The organism is Massilia sp. BAP21 (genome assembly GCF_057801335.1).
On sequence record NZ_CM173596.1, the window covers coordinates 3,375,648 to 3,389,148 of the forward strand.

Annotated in this window: 13 protein-coding genes; 7 read left to right on the forward strand and 6 right to left on the reverse strand. The window is 68.1% G+C overall.

Going from position 1 to position 13,501, the window contains the following annotated elements:
• From ACWYRN_RS14880 to ACWYRN_RS14895, 4 genes are all read right to left on the reverse strand, one after another.
• Nucleotides 1-561 carry an outer membrane beta-barrel protein gene (locus ACWYRN_RS14880; RefSeq protein WP_488688389.1) on the reverse strand — a complete coding sequence of 187 codons (561 nt, stop codon included), beginning with the start codon at nt 559-561 and terminating at the stop codon, nt 1-3.
• 123 nt (nt 562-684) lie between these two features.
• Nucleotides 685-3,504, reverse strand: a complete 2,820-nt coding sequence (locus tag ACWYRN_RS14885) for an Hsp70 family protein (RefSeq protein WP_488692821.1) — start codon at nt 3,502-3,504, stop codon at nt 685-687.
• A 56-nt stretch (nt 3,505-3,560) separates the two neighbouring features.
• The gene (locus ACWYRN_RS14890; protein WP_488688390.1) at nt 3,561-5,408 is read right to left on the reverse strand and encodes an Hsp70 family protein; all 1,848 of its coding nucleotides are present in this window, start codon (nt 5,406-5,408) and stop codon (nt 3,561-3,563) included.
• The gene (locus tag ACWYRN_RS14895) at nt 5,405-5,992 is read right to left on the reverse strand and encodes a DUF2760 domain-containing protein (protein WP_488688391.1); all 588 of its coding nucleotides are present in this window, start codon (nt 5,990-5,992) and stop codon (nt 5,405-5,407) included. Before ACWYRN_RS14895 ends, ACWYRN_RS14890 begins: the two co-directional genes overlap by 4 nt.
• Before the next feature lie 204 nt (nt 5,993-6,196).
• Here ACWYRN_RS14895 and ACWYRN_RS14900 point away from each other — a divergent pair, with 204 nt between their 5' ends.
• From ACWYRN_RS14900 to ACWYRN_RS14920, 5 genes are read left to right on the forward strand one after another with little or no spacing between them, the layout of a single operon-like run.
• Nucleotides 6,197-6,739 (forward strand): GbsR/MarR family transcriptional regulator, encoded by a 543-nt coding sequence (locus tag ACWYRN_RS14900; protein ID WP_488688392.1) that lies wholly within the window; start codon nt 6,197-6,199, stop codon nt 6,737-6,739.
• Nucleotides 6,736-7,149, forward strand: coding sequence for a thiol-disulfide oxidoreductase DCC family protein (locus ACWYRN_RS14905; RefSeq protein ID WP_488688393.1), 414 nt, complete (start codon nt 6,736-6,738; stop codon nt 7,147-7,149). Before ACWYRN_RS14900 ends, ACWYRN_RS14905 begins: the two co-directional genes overlap by 4 nt.
• A 9-nt stretch (nt 7,150-7,158) precedes the next feature.
• Entirely contained in the window at nt 7,159-7,605 is a 447-nt protein-coding gene (locus ACWYRN_RS14910; protein WP_488688394.1) for a cell division protein, read from the forward strand.
• A complete protein-coding gene (locus ACWYRN_RS14915) occupies nt 7,602-9,074 on the forward strand; it encodes a TIGR01777 family oxidoreductase (protein WP_488688395.1) in 1,473 nt (490 codons plus the stop codon). Before ACWYRN_RS14910 ends, ACWYRN_RS14915 begins: the two co-directional genes overlap by 4 nt.
• A 20-nt stretch (nt 9,075-9,094) precedes the next feature.
• Entirely contained in the window at nt 9,095-9,436 is a 342-nt protein-coding gene (locus tag ACWYRN_RS14920) for a hypothetical protein (RefSeq protein WP_488688396.1), read from the forward strand.
• A gap of 3 nt (nt 9,437-9,439) precedes the next feature.
• On the opposite strand, the gene hepT is transcribed toward ACWYRN_RS14920, so the two are convergent.
• Together hepT and ACWYRN_RS14930 are read right to left on the reverse strand one after the other, a co-directional pair.
• Complete coding sequence (gene hepT, locus ACWYRN_RS14925) at nt 9,440-9,859, reverse strand: type VII toxin-antitoxin system HepT family RNase toxin (RefSeq protein WP_488688397.1); 420 nt, start codon at nt 9,857-9,859, stop codon at nt 9,440-9,442.
• A 10-nt stretch (nt 9,860-9,869) separates the two neighbouring features.
• Nucleotides 9,870-11,123, reverse strand: coding sequence for a putative Na+/H+ antiporter (locus tag ACWYRN_RS14930; protein WP_488688398.1), 1,254 nt, complete (start codon nt 11,121-11,123; stop codon nt 9,870-9,872).
• A 248-nt stretch (nt 11,124-11,371) separates the two neighbouring features.
• On the opposite strand from ACWYRN_RS14930, the gene imuA reads away from it, so the two are divergent.
• The gene (imuA, locus tag ACWYRN_RS14935) at nt 11,372-12,079 is read left to right on the forward strand and encodes a translesion DNA synthesis-associated protein ImuA (protein WP_488688399.1); all 708 of its coding nucleotides are present in this window, start codon (nt 11,372-11,374) and stop codon (nt 12,077-12,079) included.
• Nucleotides 12,009-13,490 carry a Y-family DNA polymerase gene (locus ACWYRN_RS14940; protein WP_488688400.1) on the forward strand — a complete coding sequence of 494 codons (1,482 nt, stop codon included), beginning with the start codon at nt 12,009-12,011 and terminating at the stop codon, nt 13,488-13,490. The genes imuA and ACWYRN_RS14940 overlap by 71 nt, the downstream gene beginning before the upstream one ends.
• Nucleotides 13,491-13,501 lie beyond the last annotated feature (11 nt).

Consider the following 13,501-nt stretch of genomic DNA (forward strand, 5'->3'; position numbering starts at 1 on the left):
TCAGAAGCTGAATCTGGCGCCGGCCTCGAGCTTGCGTACGATGAGCTTCGAATCGGCGGTGCGTATCGTGCCGTAATCGTTCAGTTCCAGCGTCAGGGCAGCCCTTGGCGTCAGGTCGTAGGCCGTGCCGATCCCGAACATCGGCCGCACCTCGTGGCGGCGCGTGGCCGTGCCGCCTTGCTCGAGTTTCTGGAAATGGCGCGCCGCGCCCAGCTTGCCGCTGAACGACCAGGCATCGTTGACGCGGTAGCTGGCGCGTACCGCCGTGTACACCAGGTTGGTTTTCAGGGTGGTGTCGTAGAGCGCGCCGGTCTCGGCCTTGTCGAACGTCGCTTTTCCATACGACGCGAAACCGCCTTCCAGCGCCCAGGTGTCGTCGAACGCATAGCCGCCGTACAGTCTGCCGAACAGGGTCATGTCCTCGCCGGCGGGTGCGCCAGGCGCGGTCCGGTACTTCAGGCTGGTGCCGTTGCCGAGTGCGGCGCCGACGTATGCTTGCTGCGCATGCGCCGACGATGCGAACAGGGAGGCGACGACGAGGGGCAAGAGTGATTTGAGCATGGTGCTTTCCTTGGTTGGTGGAGCCCAGATTCTAGGAAAGCCGCACACGGCGCACATGTGCCATCGGTCATGCATATTGCGCAGACGCGGTGCGGGCGGGAGGCCGCACCACGATCCGCCATGCTAGCGCAGCAGCTTCAGCCCCGGCGGCAGCGCCTCGCCCAGCATGCGCGTCTCGCTGGCCTGGTCCAGTTCCACTACCTCGCGCACCATCGCGGTCCACGACGAGGGCGCGCCAGTTGCCCCGAGACGGCGCAGTACCTCAAGCCGCACCGGCTCCGATACATCGCGCGAGCGGTCGCCCGTCATGCGCGCGATGTGCGTGGCCGCAAACCCCGCCGGCTCGACCTTCTTCCAGTCCAGCTTCAAGAGCTTGCCCAGCCATTCCTCGGCCGCCTCGCTTGGGGCCACTTCATGCGCGCTGCCGTGGAAGGACTGGCGCGCACCGACCCGGCCCAGCGCCCACAGGTAGCGCGTATAGCTCGCCGCCGTCTTCGCATCCAGCTTGGCGCCGCTCGATGGAATGGCGGCGATCTGCTCCATCATCCAGTTGCCGATCTCCGCCTTGTAGGCCGAGGGAATGCGTTCCAGCGAGGCGCCCAGGCGCAGCATGTCCTCTTCGCTGCCATCGACCAGCGTGATCGGCCGCTTGCCGCGTTCCGACGCATCGGCCTGCAGGTTGAAGGCGAAGTCGTCGAGCAAACGCAGTTGCGCTTCGGTGTCGAGACCGCCGGCCACGCGGCGCCACAGCGTCCACCACTCGGCGCGTACCTGGCTGTCCTTGTGGTACTGCACGCCATGTTCGAACATGGCCCATAACCCCTCGATGCGCCAGCCGTCGAGCGGGTGGCCGAAGCCGGGACGCAGGCTGTAGCCGGCCAGGTTCAGCCAGGCGCGTTCGTGCTCGGCCGACCTGCGCCGGCCCTTGGCGCGCTCCATCAGCGCGTCGAACAAGCGGCGCAGCAAGGGCGTGGCCCAGCCTTCGCGCCGGCCCAGCAGGTGTTCCAGGCTGGCGCGCAGTTGGCGCACTTCCTTCGGGTCGACCTGTTTCGAGCGGGTGCCAAAGATGCGGTCGATCTTCTCGATGGCAGCGCCTAGTTGCGGCGGCAGCGTTTCCTCTTCCGGCGTTTCAAGGATGTCGCCACCTTCGGCCTCGCGCAACTGGAAAGCCAATTGCCAGCGCTGGCCATCGGCGGCCACGCAATGCACTTCCAGCGAACCGACTTCGCTCAGCGTGGCCGCCAGTTGCACCGGGATGTCGCTCAGGGCCGCCGCACCGGGCGCGGCGCGCAGCACGGTGGCGATCGGTGGCAGGCGCACCACATCAAGCGGCGCCAGGGACACCAGCTCGCCTGGCTGGGGCGCCTGGCCGGCATCGGCAATCGTCGACACCAGGTGAAAGCGCACCGGCCGCCCCAAACGCAGCGCGAACGTGCGTTCATGCAGCAACACTTCGGTGGCGGCCGGCGTCCCGCGCGGCAGCAGGCAGACCGCGCGCAAGGCGCCGCCGCTGGCCCGTTCGCCTTCCAGCAGCAGGTAGTAGCTGCGCGCCGCGCCGCTTTCGATGGATGGCGCCTGGCCCTGGCGCGCCAGCGAATAGGCGACGCCGCCACGGGCCACGGCCACGTCGGGGTTTTCGTTGTGCAGGATGGTGAGCGGGGCGCCGCGCCATTGCGCCAACACGGCGGCCAAACGTTCGGCCAGCGCCGCGCCACGGAACACGCCGCCGTTCAGCAGCAGGGTGTCCGGCACGGGCAGGGCGTCGTCGTCCGCAGGCAGGCCAAGCGCTTCGCGCGCCGCCACGGCGTGCTGGCGCAGGAAGCTGGCCAGGTGCCGCGTGACGGCCGGATCGCTCGCATACGGCAGCCCGAATTCGACGATGCCGGCACGCGCGCGGCGCGCGCCTTCCTGTTCCGCGTTGAGCGGGAAGAAGCCGTCCAGTACCACGCGTTCGATATCTTCGCGGCGCAAATCGGCCTTGCGGCTGCCGCCGATCAAACGCGAGCCGGAACCGAGCAGGGTGACGGTGACCAGTTCCGGCGCATCGGGCGCCAGCAATTGCTCCTTGGCGGCGCGGCAGCGTTCGGTCAGCTGGGCCAGGCGCGCGGCCGACAGACGTTCGCGTGGCGCGTTGTATCCAGCCGCGTCGCCAGCCGCCTCGTTCATGCGCGCTTCCACCAGATGGGCCAGCGCGAGGTCCATGTTGTCGCCGCCGAGGATCAGGTGGTTGCCCACGCCGATGCGGGTGAGCGTCGGTTCGCCATCGACCAGTTCGACCTTGACCAGGCTGAAGTCGGTGGTGCCGCCACCGACGTCGGCCACCAGCACCAGGCGCGTCTGCGCCAGGTCTTGCGTCAGCGTGGCACGGTGGCGGTACAGCCAGTCGTACAGCGCCGCCTGCGGTTCTTCCAGCAGGCGCAGGTGCGGCAGGCCGGCCAGCCTGGCCGCTTCCAGCGTGAGGGCACGCGCGCCTTCGTCGAACGAGGCCGGTACGGTCAGTACCAGTTCCTGCCGTTCGAGGGGATGATTGGGAAAACGGGTATTCCAGTTGGCGCGCAGGTGGGCCAGGTAGCTGGCGCTGGCGGCCACCGGCGACACCTTGGGTACGTCGGGCTCGGCGCCCCAGGGCAGGATGGCCGCCATGCGGTCGACGCCGGGATGCGAAAGCCAGCTCTTGGCACTGGCCACCAGCCGGCCCGGCGTCGCGGCGCCCAGGTTACGGGCAAGGCGGCCGACGGCGACCTGCCTGATACCGGCCACGTCGTCTTGCAGCCAGGGCAGCTGCAGTTCGCCGGCGGCGAGTTCACCCTCGGCAGGATGGTAGCGGTTCGAGGGCAGCAGCGGCGCGCCGGCCACTTCGCCGGGCGCCACCAGTTGGTCAATGAGGAAAAGAGAAACAGGTTCCGCGGCAATGGATAGCCCGCCTGGCGGCGCGCCCTCCATTGCCGCGTAAGCCAGCACCGTATTCGTGGTGCCGAGGTCGATGCTGACCAGGTGGGTCACTGGGTATCAGAGGCGTTACGAACGTCGAACTCGACTTTCCAGCGCTGGCCTTCCGGCGACAGTGCCGCCAGTTCCAGCGTGCCCGCCTCGGTGGCCAGCGCGTGCAGCTTCACCTGCACCACGTCGCCCGGCGTACGGCCCTCGGCCGGCAGGGTGGCCTGGATCTCGTTCATCTCCTGCAGCTCGTCTGGACCCCAGAAATCGAGCACGTCGCCGATCTGGTCTTGCCGGCGCGTGGTCGAGCCGAAGAAGCGGAAGTGCACCGGCTCGCCCACCACCAGGCCGAATTCCTGGCCCGGCAGTTCGAGTTCGCTCCCTTCTTCCATGCCGAAAGGCGCCACGCACAGGGCCTGGATCGGCGGCTCCATGCCGGGAATCGCCGGCATCGAGGACTCCACGCCCACGTAGTAGGAACGTGCCGTGCCGCCGCGGATGCGCACGCCGCCGCCGCGGCGGGCATAGCTGTAGTAGGCCGCGCCACGGGCGACGGCCAGGTCGAGGTCGGCGCCTTCGAGCATGCGTGCCGGTTCCGCGCCTTCCATGTAGAGCCAGTCGTTGATGGTGTCCATCACGCGCTGGGCGAGGATGCTTGACTTGAACACGCCGCCGTTGAACAGCACCGCGCTCGGATGCAGGAAGGTGTGTTCGGCCGACACGCGGCCCGCGAAACCTTCCAGTTCGGCGGTGGCGCCGGCCTGGCGCGCCAGGAAGGCGCTCAAGTGCTTGGTAATCGCCGCATCCTGCGCGTAGGGCAGGCCAAGCTGCGTCAGGCCGGCGCGGGTGCGCGTGGCCGGGCGGGCAGACGCTTCCACGCGCGGGAAGAAGCCGTCGGTGATGAAGGCGGTGACTTCCTCGCGCGTGAGTTCGGTGCGGATCGAGCCGCCGATGAGTTTCGAGCCGCGGCTCGGTACCACGATCGGCCAGGTGGTGGCGTTCGGGTCGGCCAGCAGGTGTTCCTTGGCGCCACGGCAGCCGTAGGTGAGGGCGCGCATCTGCCAGGCATCGAGTTGCGTGCCGTTGGCGGCGAGTTTACGCGCCACCAGGTGCGCCAGCGCCAGGTCCATGTTGTCGCCGCCGAGCAGGATGTGGTCGCCCACGGCCACGCGGTGCGGTTCCAGCTTGCCATCGCGTTCGAGGATGGCGATCAGCGAAAAGTCGCTGGTGCCGCCGCCCACGTCCACGACCAGCACGATGTCGCCTGCCTTGACCTGCTTGCGCCAGGCCCCGTTGCTGCCCTGGATCCAGCTGTACAGGGCCGCTTGCGGTTCTTCGAGCAGGGTGGCCGAGCTGTAGCCGGCGTTGCGCGCCGCTTCCGCCGTCAGTTCGCGCGCGCCCGGGTCGAAGGAGGCGGGAATGGTGACGGTGACTTGCTGCTGGTCGAACGGCGCTTCCGGATGCGCGTGGTCCCAGGCGCGGCGCAGGTGCTGCAGGTAGCGCGTGGAGGCTTCCAGAGGCGAGACGCGCGTGACTTCTTCCGGCGCATCCGACGGCAGGATGGCGGCGCGGCGGTCCACGCCTGGGTGGCACAGCCAGCTCTTGGCGCTCGACACCAGGCGGATCGGCGTGGTGGCGCCACGGCTGCGCGCCATTTCGCCGGCAACCGCCGTTTCGCCTTCCGTGGACCACGGCAGGGCCAGTTCGCCCGGCGCCAGTTCGTCTGGATGCGGCAGGTAGAGGAAAGAGGGCAGCAGCGGCAGCGCCTCGACGGTGCCCGGTGCGCTCAGCTGCGGGATCGGCAGCACGCCGTGCGCGGTCTGCTCGCCGTCGCTCGCTTCCAGGTCGACGTAGGAGAGGGCGCTGTGCGTCGTGCCCAGGTCGATGCCGATGGCGTAACGGGCGCTCACAGTTCCACCTCGGCCGGGGCGATGACGCTGGCGTCGTGTTCCTTGGCCAGCTGCGGCAGGCGCACGTCGGTTGCGCGCCAGCCGCGGTGGCTCAGCGTGCCCTTGAACGGCGCCTTGCCGACCACGTTGCCGGTCAGGCGCACGCTGGCGGCATCAAAGCCTTCTTCCAGTGTCACGCGCGCGCCTTCGGCTTCGCTGCGCACCGGGGCGATGGTGAAGTGTTCCTTCAGGACGCGGGCGCAGCCTTCGTGCACCACGCGCGCGGCGGCGCCGATGTCGGCGTCGGCATAGCTGGCCAGGTTTTCGTTGGCGAAGTCGATCAGGCGCGCTTCGCGCTGCAGCAGGGTCAGGAGCTGCAGGGCCGATTCGGGCGTGTTCACGCGCAGCGGCGTTGGGGCCGGAGCGACGGGCGCCGGGGCCGGCGTCGGGACCGGGGTTGGAGCAGGGGCGGGCGCGGCCACGGGGCCAACCTGGTCATCGCGCACGCGCGCGGCAAATTCGGCGTCGCCGGCGGCCTTGAAGAAGGCGCCGAAGGCAAGCGACAACCGGCTCCAGAAGCCTGGCAGTTGGGTCGGTGTATTCATTCCTGGTGTTCTGTAGGTGAGGGACGGGACGCTGTTGGACAGCACCGGGGTCCGGAAAACGCGAATGATACCAGTTCGACCATGAGTGGCGCACGCGTGCACCTCAGTCCTGCCGGGGCTGCGGCCGGCACGCTTGCCAAAATGCGTTGACTTTATCTTCTGTTTGTTCTTTAATTTCTGTCATAACAGAAAAGAGAGAAAATCATGGATATCAGCCCGACCGAACAAAAGTTCATCCTGCATTGGGGCGAGATGGGCACCCGCTGGGGCGTGAACCGCACCGTGGCGCAGATCCATGCGCTGCTCTACCTGGCCGAGCGTCCGCTGCCGGCCGACGACATCGTCGAGGTGCTGGGCGTGGCGCGTTCGAACGTCAGCAACAGCCTGAAAGAACTGCAGAGCTGGAAGCTGGTGCGCGTGACCCACGTACTGGGCGACCGGCGCGACCACTTCGTGGCCTTGCAGGATGTATGGGAAATCTTCCGCGTGATCCTGGAAGAGCGCAAGCGGCGCGAGATCGACCCCACCCTGAGCGTGCTGCGCGAGTGCGCCATCGAAGGCACCCAGGACGAGCAGCTCGATGCCGCCACGCTGGCGCGCATGCAGACCGTGCTCGACTTCCTGGAAATGCTGAGCACCACCTTCCAGGACTACCAGCACCTGTCGCCGCAAACCCTGCAGCGCTTCATCAAGATGGGCGGCAAGGTGGCGCGCTTCCTCGGACCGAACGACAAGGAGCCGGCATGAACATCCTGACCCTGTATTTCGACGGCCGCTGCCCGTTCTGCGTGAAGTCCATGCTGAAGCTGAGGAAGTGGAACACGGCCGGGCGCCTGGCATTCGTCGACATCACCGAGCCCGGCTTCGACCCGGCCTCGCTCGGCGCGGACATGGCGGCACTGAACCGCGAACTGCATGCGCGCACGCTTGATGGCCGGGTGCTGGTGGGTATCGACAGCATGCTGGCGGCCTATACCCTGGTGGGGCGGGGCTGGATGGTCTGGCCCTTGCGCATTCCCTTCCTGCGGCCGCTGTTGGCCAAGCTGTACCGCTGGTTCGCGCGGCATCGCTACGCGATTTCGCGCCGCCTCGGCATCCGCCTTCCGCAGGGCTGCGACGGCGATACCTGCGGCATCGGCAGTCCCTTCCTCAACTAGGAGCGCGGCATGAACATGACCTTACGCGGATGGTTGATCCGCTGGCTGCTGCTGGTGTCGATCGCCCACGTGCTGGTGGGCGCCGTGCTGCCGTGGGTGGCGACGGCGCCGGTACTCGACGCCTACCACGGCAGTATCGAAGCCGCCTTCTGGCCTGGCGCTGCGCCGGCCGGGGCGCGCGACCTGCAAACCTGGTGGATCGCGCTGTTCGGGCCGACGGTGCAATTGATGGCCCTGTGGATGATTGCCCTGATCCACCTGGCCGACCGCCTGCGCCAGCCGCAGGTGTGGCTGTGGCTGATGATCGGCCTCGTGGTCTGGGCGCCGCAGGACATCATCGTGTCGCTGCGCGCCGCCTGCTGGGCGCACGTCTGGGTCGATGCCGCGGCACTCGTCGCGATGCTGCCGCCGCTGTTCTGGCTGTGGCGCCACGACCGGGCGGCGGTGGCGTCATGAACACCCACTTGCTGGCGCTGCAGCTGATGGCGGCACAAGGCTGCCTCGGCGCCTTCGACACGCTGTACCACCACGAACTCACCGAAGCCCTGCCGCAAAAGCCGGGCGCGCGGCTGGAACTGGGCATTCATGCGACGCGCGCCCTGATCTATGCGCTGCTGTTCATCGGGCTCGCGTACTGGGAATGGCATGGCGTGTTTGCGGTCGCCTTATTGGCCATCTTCACGGTGGAAATCGTGCTCACGCTGTGGGACTTCGTGGTCGAGGACCGCACCCGGCTGCTGCCGGCCACCGAGCGCGTGACGCATACGGTATTGGCGATCAACGGCGGCGCCTTCATCACGCTGCTGGCGATGAATTTCCCGGCCTGGTATGCCGAACCGACGGGGCTGGTATGGAGTCCGCAGGGCTGGCTCAGCGTGTTCCTGGCGCTGTGCGGAGTGGGTGTGGGCATCTCCGGCCTGCGCGATGGGGTGGCCGCTTTGCGGCTTGGGCGCGTCGGCGGGCAGGGCGTGGCCGAGGCGCCGATCGCTTTCGATGAGAAGAAGCGCACCGTGCTGGTGACCGGCGCCACCGGCTTCATCGGCCGCCAGCTGGTGCGCGCCTTGCTGCAGGACGGTCACGCGGTGATTGCCCTGACCCGCCAGCCCAGGCAGGCCGCATGGACTTTCGAGGGCAAGGTGCGCTGCATCGCCTCGATGCAGGAACTGCCGGCGGCATGCCGTGTCGACGTCATCGTCAACCTGGCCGGCGCCCGCATCCTGGGGCCGCGCTGGACGGCGAAACGCCAGGCAGCCTTGCGCCGCAGCCGCATCGGCCTGACCGGGCAGGTGGTCGACTGGATCGCGCGCGCCGAACACAAGCCCTTTCTGATGTTGTCGGCGTCCGCCATCGGCTACTACGGCATCCAGCGCATCGGCGACGCCACGGAACTCGATGAGAGCGCGCCGCCGCAAGCGATGTTCATGTCGGACTTGTGCCGCGAATGGGAACAGGCCGCGGGCGCCGCCGCGCAATACGGCACGCAGGTGGAATGCATGCGCTTCGGCCTGGTGCTCGGCATGGCCGGCGCGCTGCCGATGATGCTGTTGCCTATCCTGCTGGGATTGGGCGGCAGGCTGGCCAGCGGCAAGCAATGGCTGTCCTGGATCCACGTCGACGACGTGGTGCGCGGCATGGCGCACCGCTGGCGGCTGGCGGTGGGGCAAGCCGGATCGGCGCCTGGCATGGGCGTCAGCAATTTCACGGCCCCCGAATGCGTGACGCAACTCGGCTTCAGCCAGGCAGCGGCGCGCATCTGGCATCGGCCCTGCGTGATGCCGACGCCGGGCTGGCCGATGCGACTGGTGCTCGGCGAGCAGGCCGACTTGCTGCTGGAAGGGCAGCGTGTTGTGCCCAGGCGCCTGGAGCGGGAAGGCTTTGTGTTCCGCTATCCGGGCATCGCGGCAGCGTTGCGGAGCGTGAAGTAGATTGCGGTTATAGTCGCATCATGCCAGCCGATCGCACCTATCCGCATACGCCCGACGGCCGTTACTTCGTCGTCTCGGGCCGCCTTTGGCGCACCAGCAATCCTGGTCTCTCACCGGAGCATCGTCAGGAACTGGTCGACCAGCTGATGCGCGCACGGCGCCAGGTTGGCCTTACCAAGAAGGCGGGCGATGCCGAAGCGGAACGCCAGGCGCGATCAAGCGTCGACAAGGCCAAGCGCGCCCTGGGCGAGCGCGGTCCGGTATGGTGGACCGACGGCGCGCCGGACCTGAACCGGCGCATGGTCGCCAACACGCCGTATGCCGATTGGTACGCGGCCCTGGCGGCGGATGGTGGGGATTGACGCCTAGGCCGCCGCCCCGGCGCGCGTGACCAATGCCTGGCTGTAGGCGCCGAAATCGTCGAGCCCGCGCTTGATGATGGTGACCAGCGCCGGCAGCGGCGCGGCCTGGTGGTCCCACTCGGCGCGGCAGAATTCGCCGGTGCGCTTCAGGTCTTCGGCCAGCGCCGCCTCGATCCAGCCATGCTCGGCCAGCAGGGTCATCACCTCGCGCTCGTCGTGCGGCTCGCCCAGGCCGGCCACGCCGATCACGTAGTCTCCCATCTCGACCGCCGCTTCCCAGGCGCGGATCACGTTCAGCGTGGCCGCGTCCTGGCGCGTGATGTCGCCGACAAAGGTGGTCGGGTCCTTTTCGTACTCTTCGCGGGCGCGCCGGCAGCAGCGTTCGATGGTGCCGGTCTTGCCGATCAATACGGTGTCGTCCATGGGTGCTCCTCTAGATCAGGAAAAGCAATGCTGCCACAGCGGTCGGCCCGAGCGCGCCACCCAGCAAACCGAGCGCGTTGATGGATTCGTCGGCAAAGCCATGCTTGAGCAGGGCCGCGCCGGCCGGGTTCGGGGCGTTGGCGATGACGGTCAGGCCGCCGCCGGCCACCGCGCCCGCCACCAGCATGTATTGCGACTGTTCCGACAGGCCCGCGATCAGCGAGCCGAGATAGGTGAGGGCGGCATTGTCGGTAATCGCCGTCAGGCCCAGCGCGCCGAAGAACAGGGCGGTCGGCCCCAGGCTGGAGACGACCGGCTGCAGCCACCATTGCTGCATCCCGCCCAGCACCACCAGGCCGGCCAGGAAGAAGCCGACCAGCAGGCCTTCCTTCAGGATCAATGGGTCCTGGTGGCGCTGGTAGGCCTGGGTAAAGCCGAGGAAGAGCATGAACAGGCCCAGGAAGAGCACCGGATGGTGGGCCAGCAGCACCACCGCGGCCAGGAAGGCCAGGTGGATGAGCGACACTTTCAGGGGCACCGTTTTTGCGTCGCCCGTCGCGTCGCTCGTCGCGGCGGCGGGCGCCAGGTACTTGCGCAGCAGCAGGGTGATGACGGTGGCGTTGACCAGCACGGCCAGGGCCGCGCGCCAACCGAAGTGCAGGAACATGTAGGCGCTGTCCCAGCCCCAGGTGGACGCCACCATCAACACCGGCGGCGCGGCATACGAGGTCAGGGTGCCGCCGATCGACACGTTCACGAACAGCACCCCCAGCGCGCCGTACTTCAGCGCCTCCGGTATGCCGGGGCGGAACACCTGGGGCGCCAGCATCAGCGCCGCCAGCGTCATCGCGGCCGGCTCGGTGATCAGGGAACCGGCCAGCGGCACCAGGGCCAGGCCGAGCCAGGCCAGGGCTACTTCGGTGCGCACCGGCACCAAGCGCGCGACCGTGGCGAGCAGGGAGCGCACGGCATCCAGGATGGGCCGCGAAGCCGCGATCACCATCACCACGAACACGAACAGCGGCTCGGTGAACTGGCGCGACTCGGTATAGTCCACCGCCGCACCCGGCCCGCCGATCAGGGCCATGGCCACGATCAGGACCATGGCCCAGAAGCCGAATACCACCTCGACCTCGCCCAGCAGATGGAACAGCCCGGCATGGCGCGGGTGGCGGTGGGCCAGCACCTCGAAGCCTTTGGCGGCAAAGGTGTGGACGAGGGCGCAGGCGAACAGGATGGCGCCGACCAGCTGCATGGTGGTCATGGCTGGCCTTGCTGTTGTATATGGAAGAGATCTGCAGTCATTGTCAGGCGATTAATAGGTAAACCGCCATTATTTCATCTTTTGATGCGGCTCGGATGACTTGCCTGGCCAGGCTGAAAAGAGGTGGCCCGCTTGAGCGTACACAGGAACAAGGTGAAATCCTACATAGACAGACTATACACATCTTGCCAAAAGCTGAACGAACTAGTACTGTATATCCATCCAGTACTTTTGTATTACCCGTAATCATGTCTTCCTTACAAAACAATACTTCACCGGAAGAATTGCACCCTTCGCTATGGCTGGCCTCGCAGCTGGCCCGTGCGAATACGCGTTGCGTCGACACTGGCCACCCGGTGCTGTCGAAGCAATTGCCGGGCGGCGGTTGGCCGGTCGGCACCCTGGTCGATTTGCTGCTGCAGCAGCCCGGCATTGGCGAAATGCGCCTGCTGCGCCCGGCCCTGGTGGCGGCTGCGTCGCGCCGCATCGTGCTGCTGCAGCCGCCGCACCCGCCGCAGGCGCTGGCGCTGGCTGCGCTCGGCCTGCCGCCCTCGCAACTCGTCTGGCTGCGCAGCACGCGCAGCAACGACGCGCTGTGGGCCGCCGAGCAGGTGCTGCGCAGCGGCAGTTGCGGCGCGCTGCTGTTCTGGGCCAACCACGTGCGCGGCGAAAGCCTGCGCCGCCTGCACCTGGCGGCGCAATGCGGCGAAACCCTGTTTTTCATGATGCGTCCGCTCGCCGCCGCGCAAGATTCGTCGCCGGCGCCGCTACGCCTGTCGCTGCGGCCTGCCGCCGGCGGGCTCGACGTCGGCTTCGTCAAACGCCGGGGGCCGCAGCGCGAAGCGCCGCTGTTCCTGCCACTCACTCCAACTTTGCTTCAACGACATGCGTTTGTGGATCGGCCTGCACCTGCACCAGTTACCGCTCGAGGTCTTCAGCCCGAACTGGTGCAATGACGCCGGCAGCGTCGTGCTCGAGCAGGAGCGCGTGCTGGCAGCTTCCCCGACAGCACGCGCTGCCGGGGTAGCACCCGGCATGCGCCGCGGCGGAGTGCTCATGCTGATGCCGGATGCACGCCTGCACGTGCGCTCGCCCGAGCGCGAGGCCGAAGCCCTGAACACGGCGGCGCTGGCGCTGCTGCAGTACACGCCGCTGGTCGCGGTGGCCGAGGAATCGACCCTGCTGATCGACATCGGCGCCAGCCTGCGCCTGTTCGGCGGCATCCGCGCGCTGTGCCGGCGCGTGCGCGCCAGTTTGCGTGCGCTCGGCTATTCCGGCGTGCTCAGCTGCGCCCCCACCGCACGCGGCGCCTGGATGCTGGCGCGGCGCCGCGCCGGCCGCGCCATGCGCATCGAGTCGCTCACGCGCCGGCTCGACAGCCTGCCCGCCAGCCTGCCGCCGCCGGCGCGCGCCTATGCCACCTGGTTCGAAGGCATCGGCTGCTTCAGCCTGGGCGCCATGCGGCGTTTGCCACGTCCGGGTTTGCAGCGGCGCTGCGGACGCGCGCTGCTCGACATGCTCGACGCCGCCTACGGCATGGCGCCCGAATTGTTCGAATGGGTCGAGGCGCCCACCAGTTTCCACGCGAAGATCGAACTCTTCGACCGGCTGGAAAATGCCGAGGAATGCCTGATGGGCGCCGAACGCCTGGTGCAGCAACTGACGGGCTGGCTGTGCGCGCACCAGCTGGCCGTCGAGCGCATTACACTGCTGCTGGAGCATGAGCGGGGCAGGGTGGCGCGTCCGCCCACGCCGGTCGAGATCGCGCTGGCCGAGCCCACCTGGCGCGACGAACACCTGGTGCGCCTGCTGCGCGAACGCCTGGCCAAGCTGACCCTGGAAGCGCCGGTGATTGCCCTGGTGCTCGACGCCAACCAGGTGCAGCCGATGGCGCCGCCGAACGAATCGCTGTTTCCCGAGCCGGGCGGCAGCGAGGAAGACCGCCTGCGCATGTTCGAACTCCTGACCGCACGCCTGGGGCCGGAGAATGTGCTGCAGGCCCTGCCGCAGGCCGATTACCGGCCCGAGGTGGCCAACAGCTGGGTACCGGTGCAGGAAAAGGTGCGCGAAACGGCGCGCTCGGCGCAGATGCCGCCGGACGTCGAAAGCCTGGCGCGGCCGACCTGGATCCTGGCCAAGCCGATTGCGCTCTTGATGCGCAATCACCGGCCATTCTATGGATCGCCCCTGAAGATGGCGTCGGTGGCGGAGCGGATCGAGGCGGGGTGGTGGAGCCAGACGCAGACGCGGGATTATTTTGTCGCGGAAGGGCAGGATCACACGCTGTACTGGGTATACCGCGAGCGCATCGTCGGCTCGGGCGAGGAAGAGGCGCCGCGGTGGTACCTGCATGGCCTGTTCGGCTGACCGGCAGCCCG

Bases quoted from the DNA above. Each gene is read 5' to 3' on its own strand.
- ACWYRN_RS14900 (WP_488688392.1), top strand. From the start codon at position 6,197: ATGGATATCAGCCCGACCGAACAAAAGTTCATCCTGCATTGGGGCGAG.
- ACWYRN_RS14895 (WP_488688391.1), bottom strand. From the start codon at position 5,992: ATGAATACACCGACCCAACTGCCAGGCTTCTGGAGCCGGTTGTCGCTT.
- hepT (WP_488688397.1), bottom strand. From the start codon at position 9,859: ATGGACGACACCGTATTGATCGGCAAGACCGGCACCATCGAACGCTGC.
- ACWYRN_RS14930 (WP_488688398.1), bottom strand. From the start codon at position 11,123: ATGACCACCATGCAGCTGGTCGGCGCCATCCTGTTCGCCTGCGCCCTC.
- ACWYRN_RS14880 (WP_488688389.1), bottom strand. From the start codon at position 561: ATGCTCAAATCACTCTTGCCCCTCGTCGTCGCCTCCCTGTTCGCATCG.
- ACWYRN_RS14940 (WP_488688400.1), top strand. From the start codon at position 12,009: ATGCGTTTGTGGATCGGCCTGCACCTGCACCAGTTACCGCTCGAGGTC.
- ACWYRN_RS14885 (WP_488692821.1), bottom strand. From the start codon at position 3,504: ATGGAGGGCGCGCCGCCAGGCGGGCTATCCATTGCCGCGGAACCTGTT.
- ACWYRN_RS14920 (WP_488688396.1), top strand. From the start codon at position 9,095: ATGCCAGCCGATCGCACCTATCCGCATACGCCCGACGGCCGTTACTTC.
- ACWYRN_RS14915 (WP_488688395.1), top strand. From the start codon at position 7,602: ATGAACACCCACTTGCTGGCGCTGCAGCTGATGGCGGCACAAGGCTGC.
- ACWYRN_RS14910 (WP_488688394.1), top strand. From the start codon at position 7,159: ATGAACATGACCTTACGCGGATGGTTGATCCGCTGGCTGCTGCTGGTG.
- imuA (WP_488688399.1), top strand. From the start codon at position 11,372: ATGTCTTCCTTACAAAACAATACTTCACCGGAAGAATTGCACCCTTCG.
- ACWYRN_RS14905 (WP_488688393.1), top strand. From the start codon at position 6,736: ATGAACATCCTGACCCTGTATTTCGACGGCCGCTGCCCGTTCTGCGTG.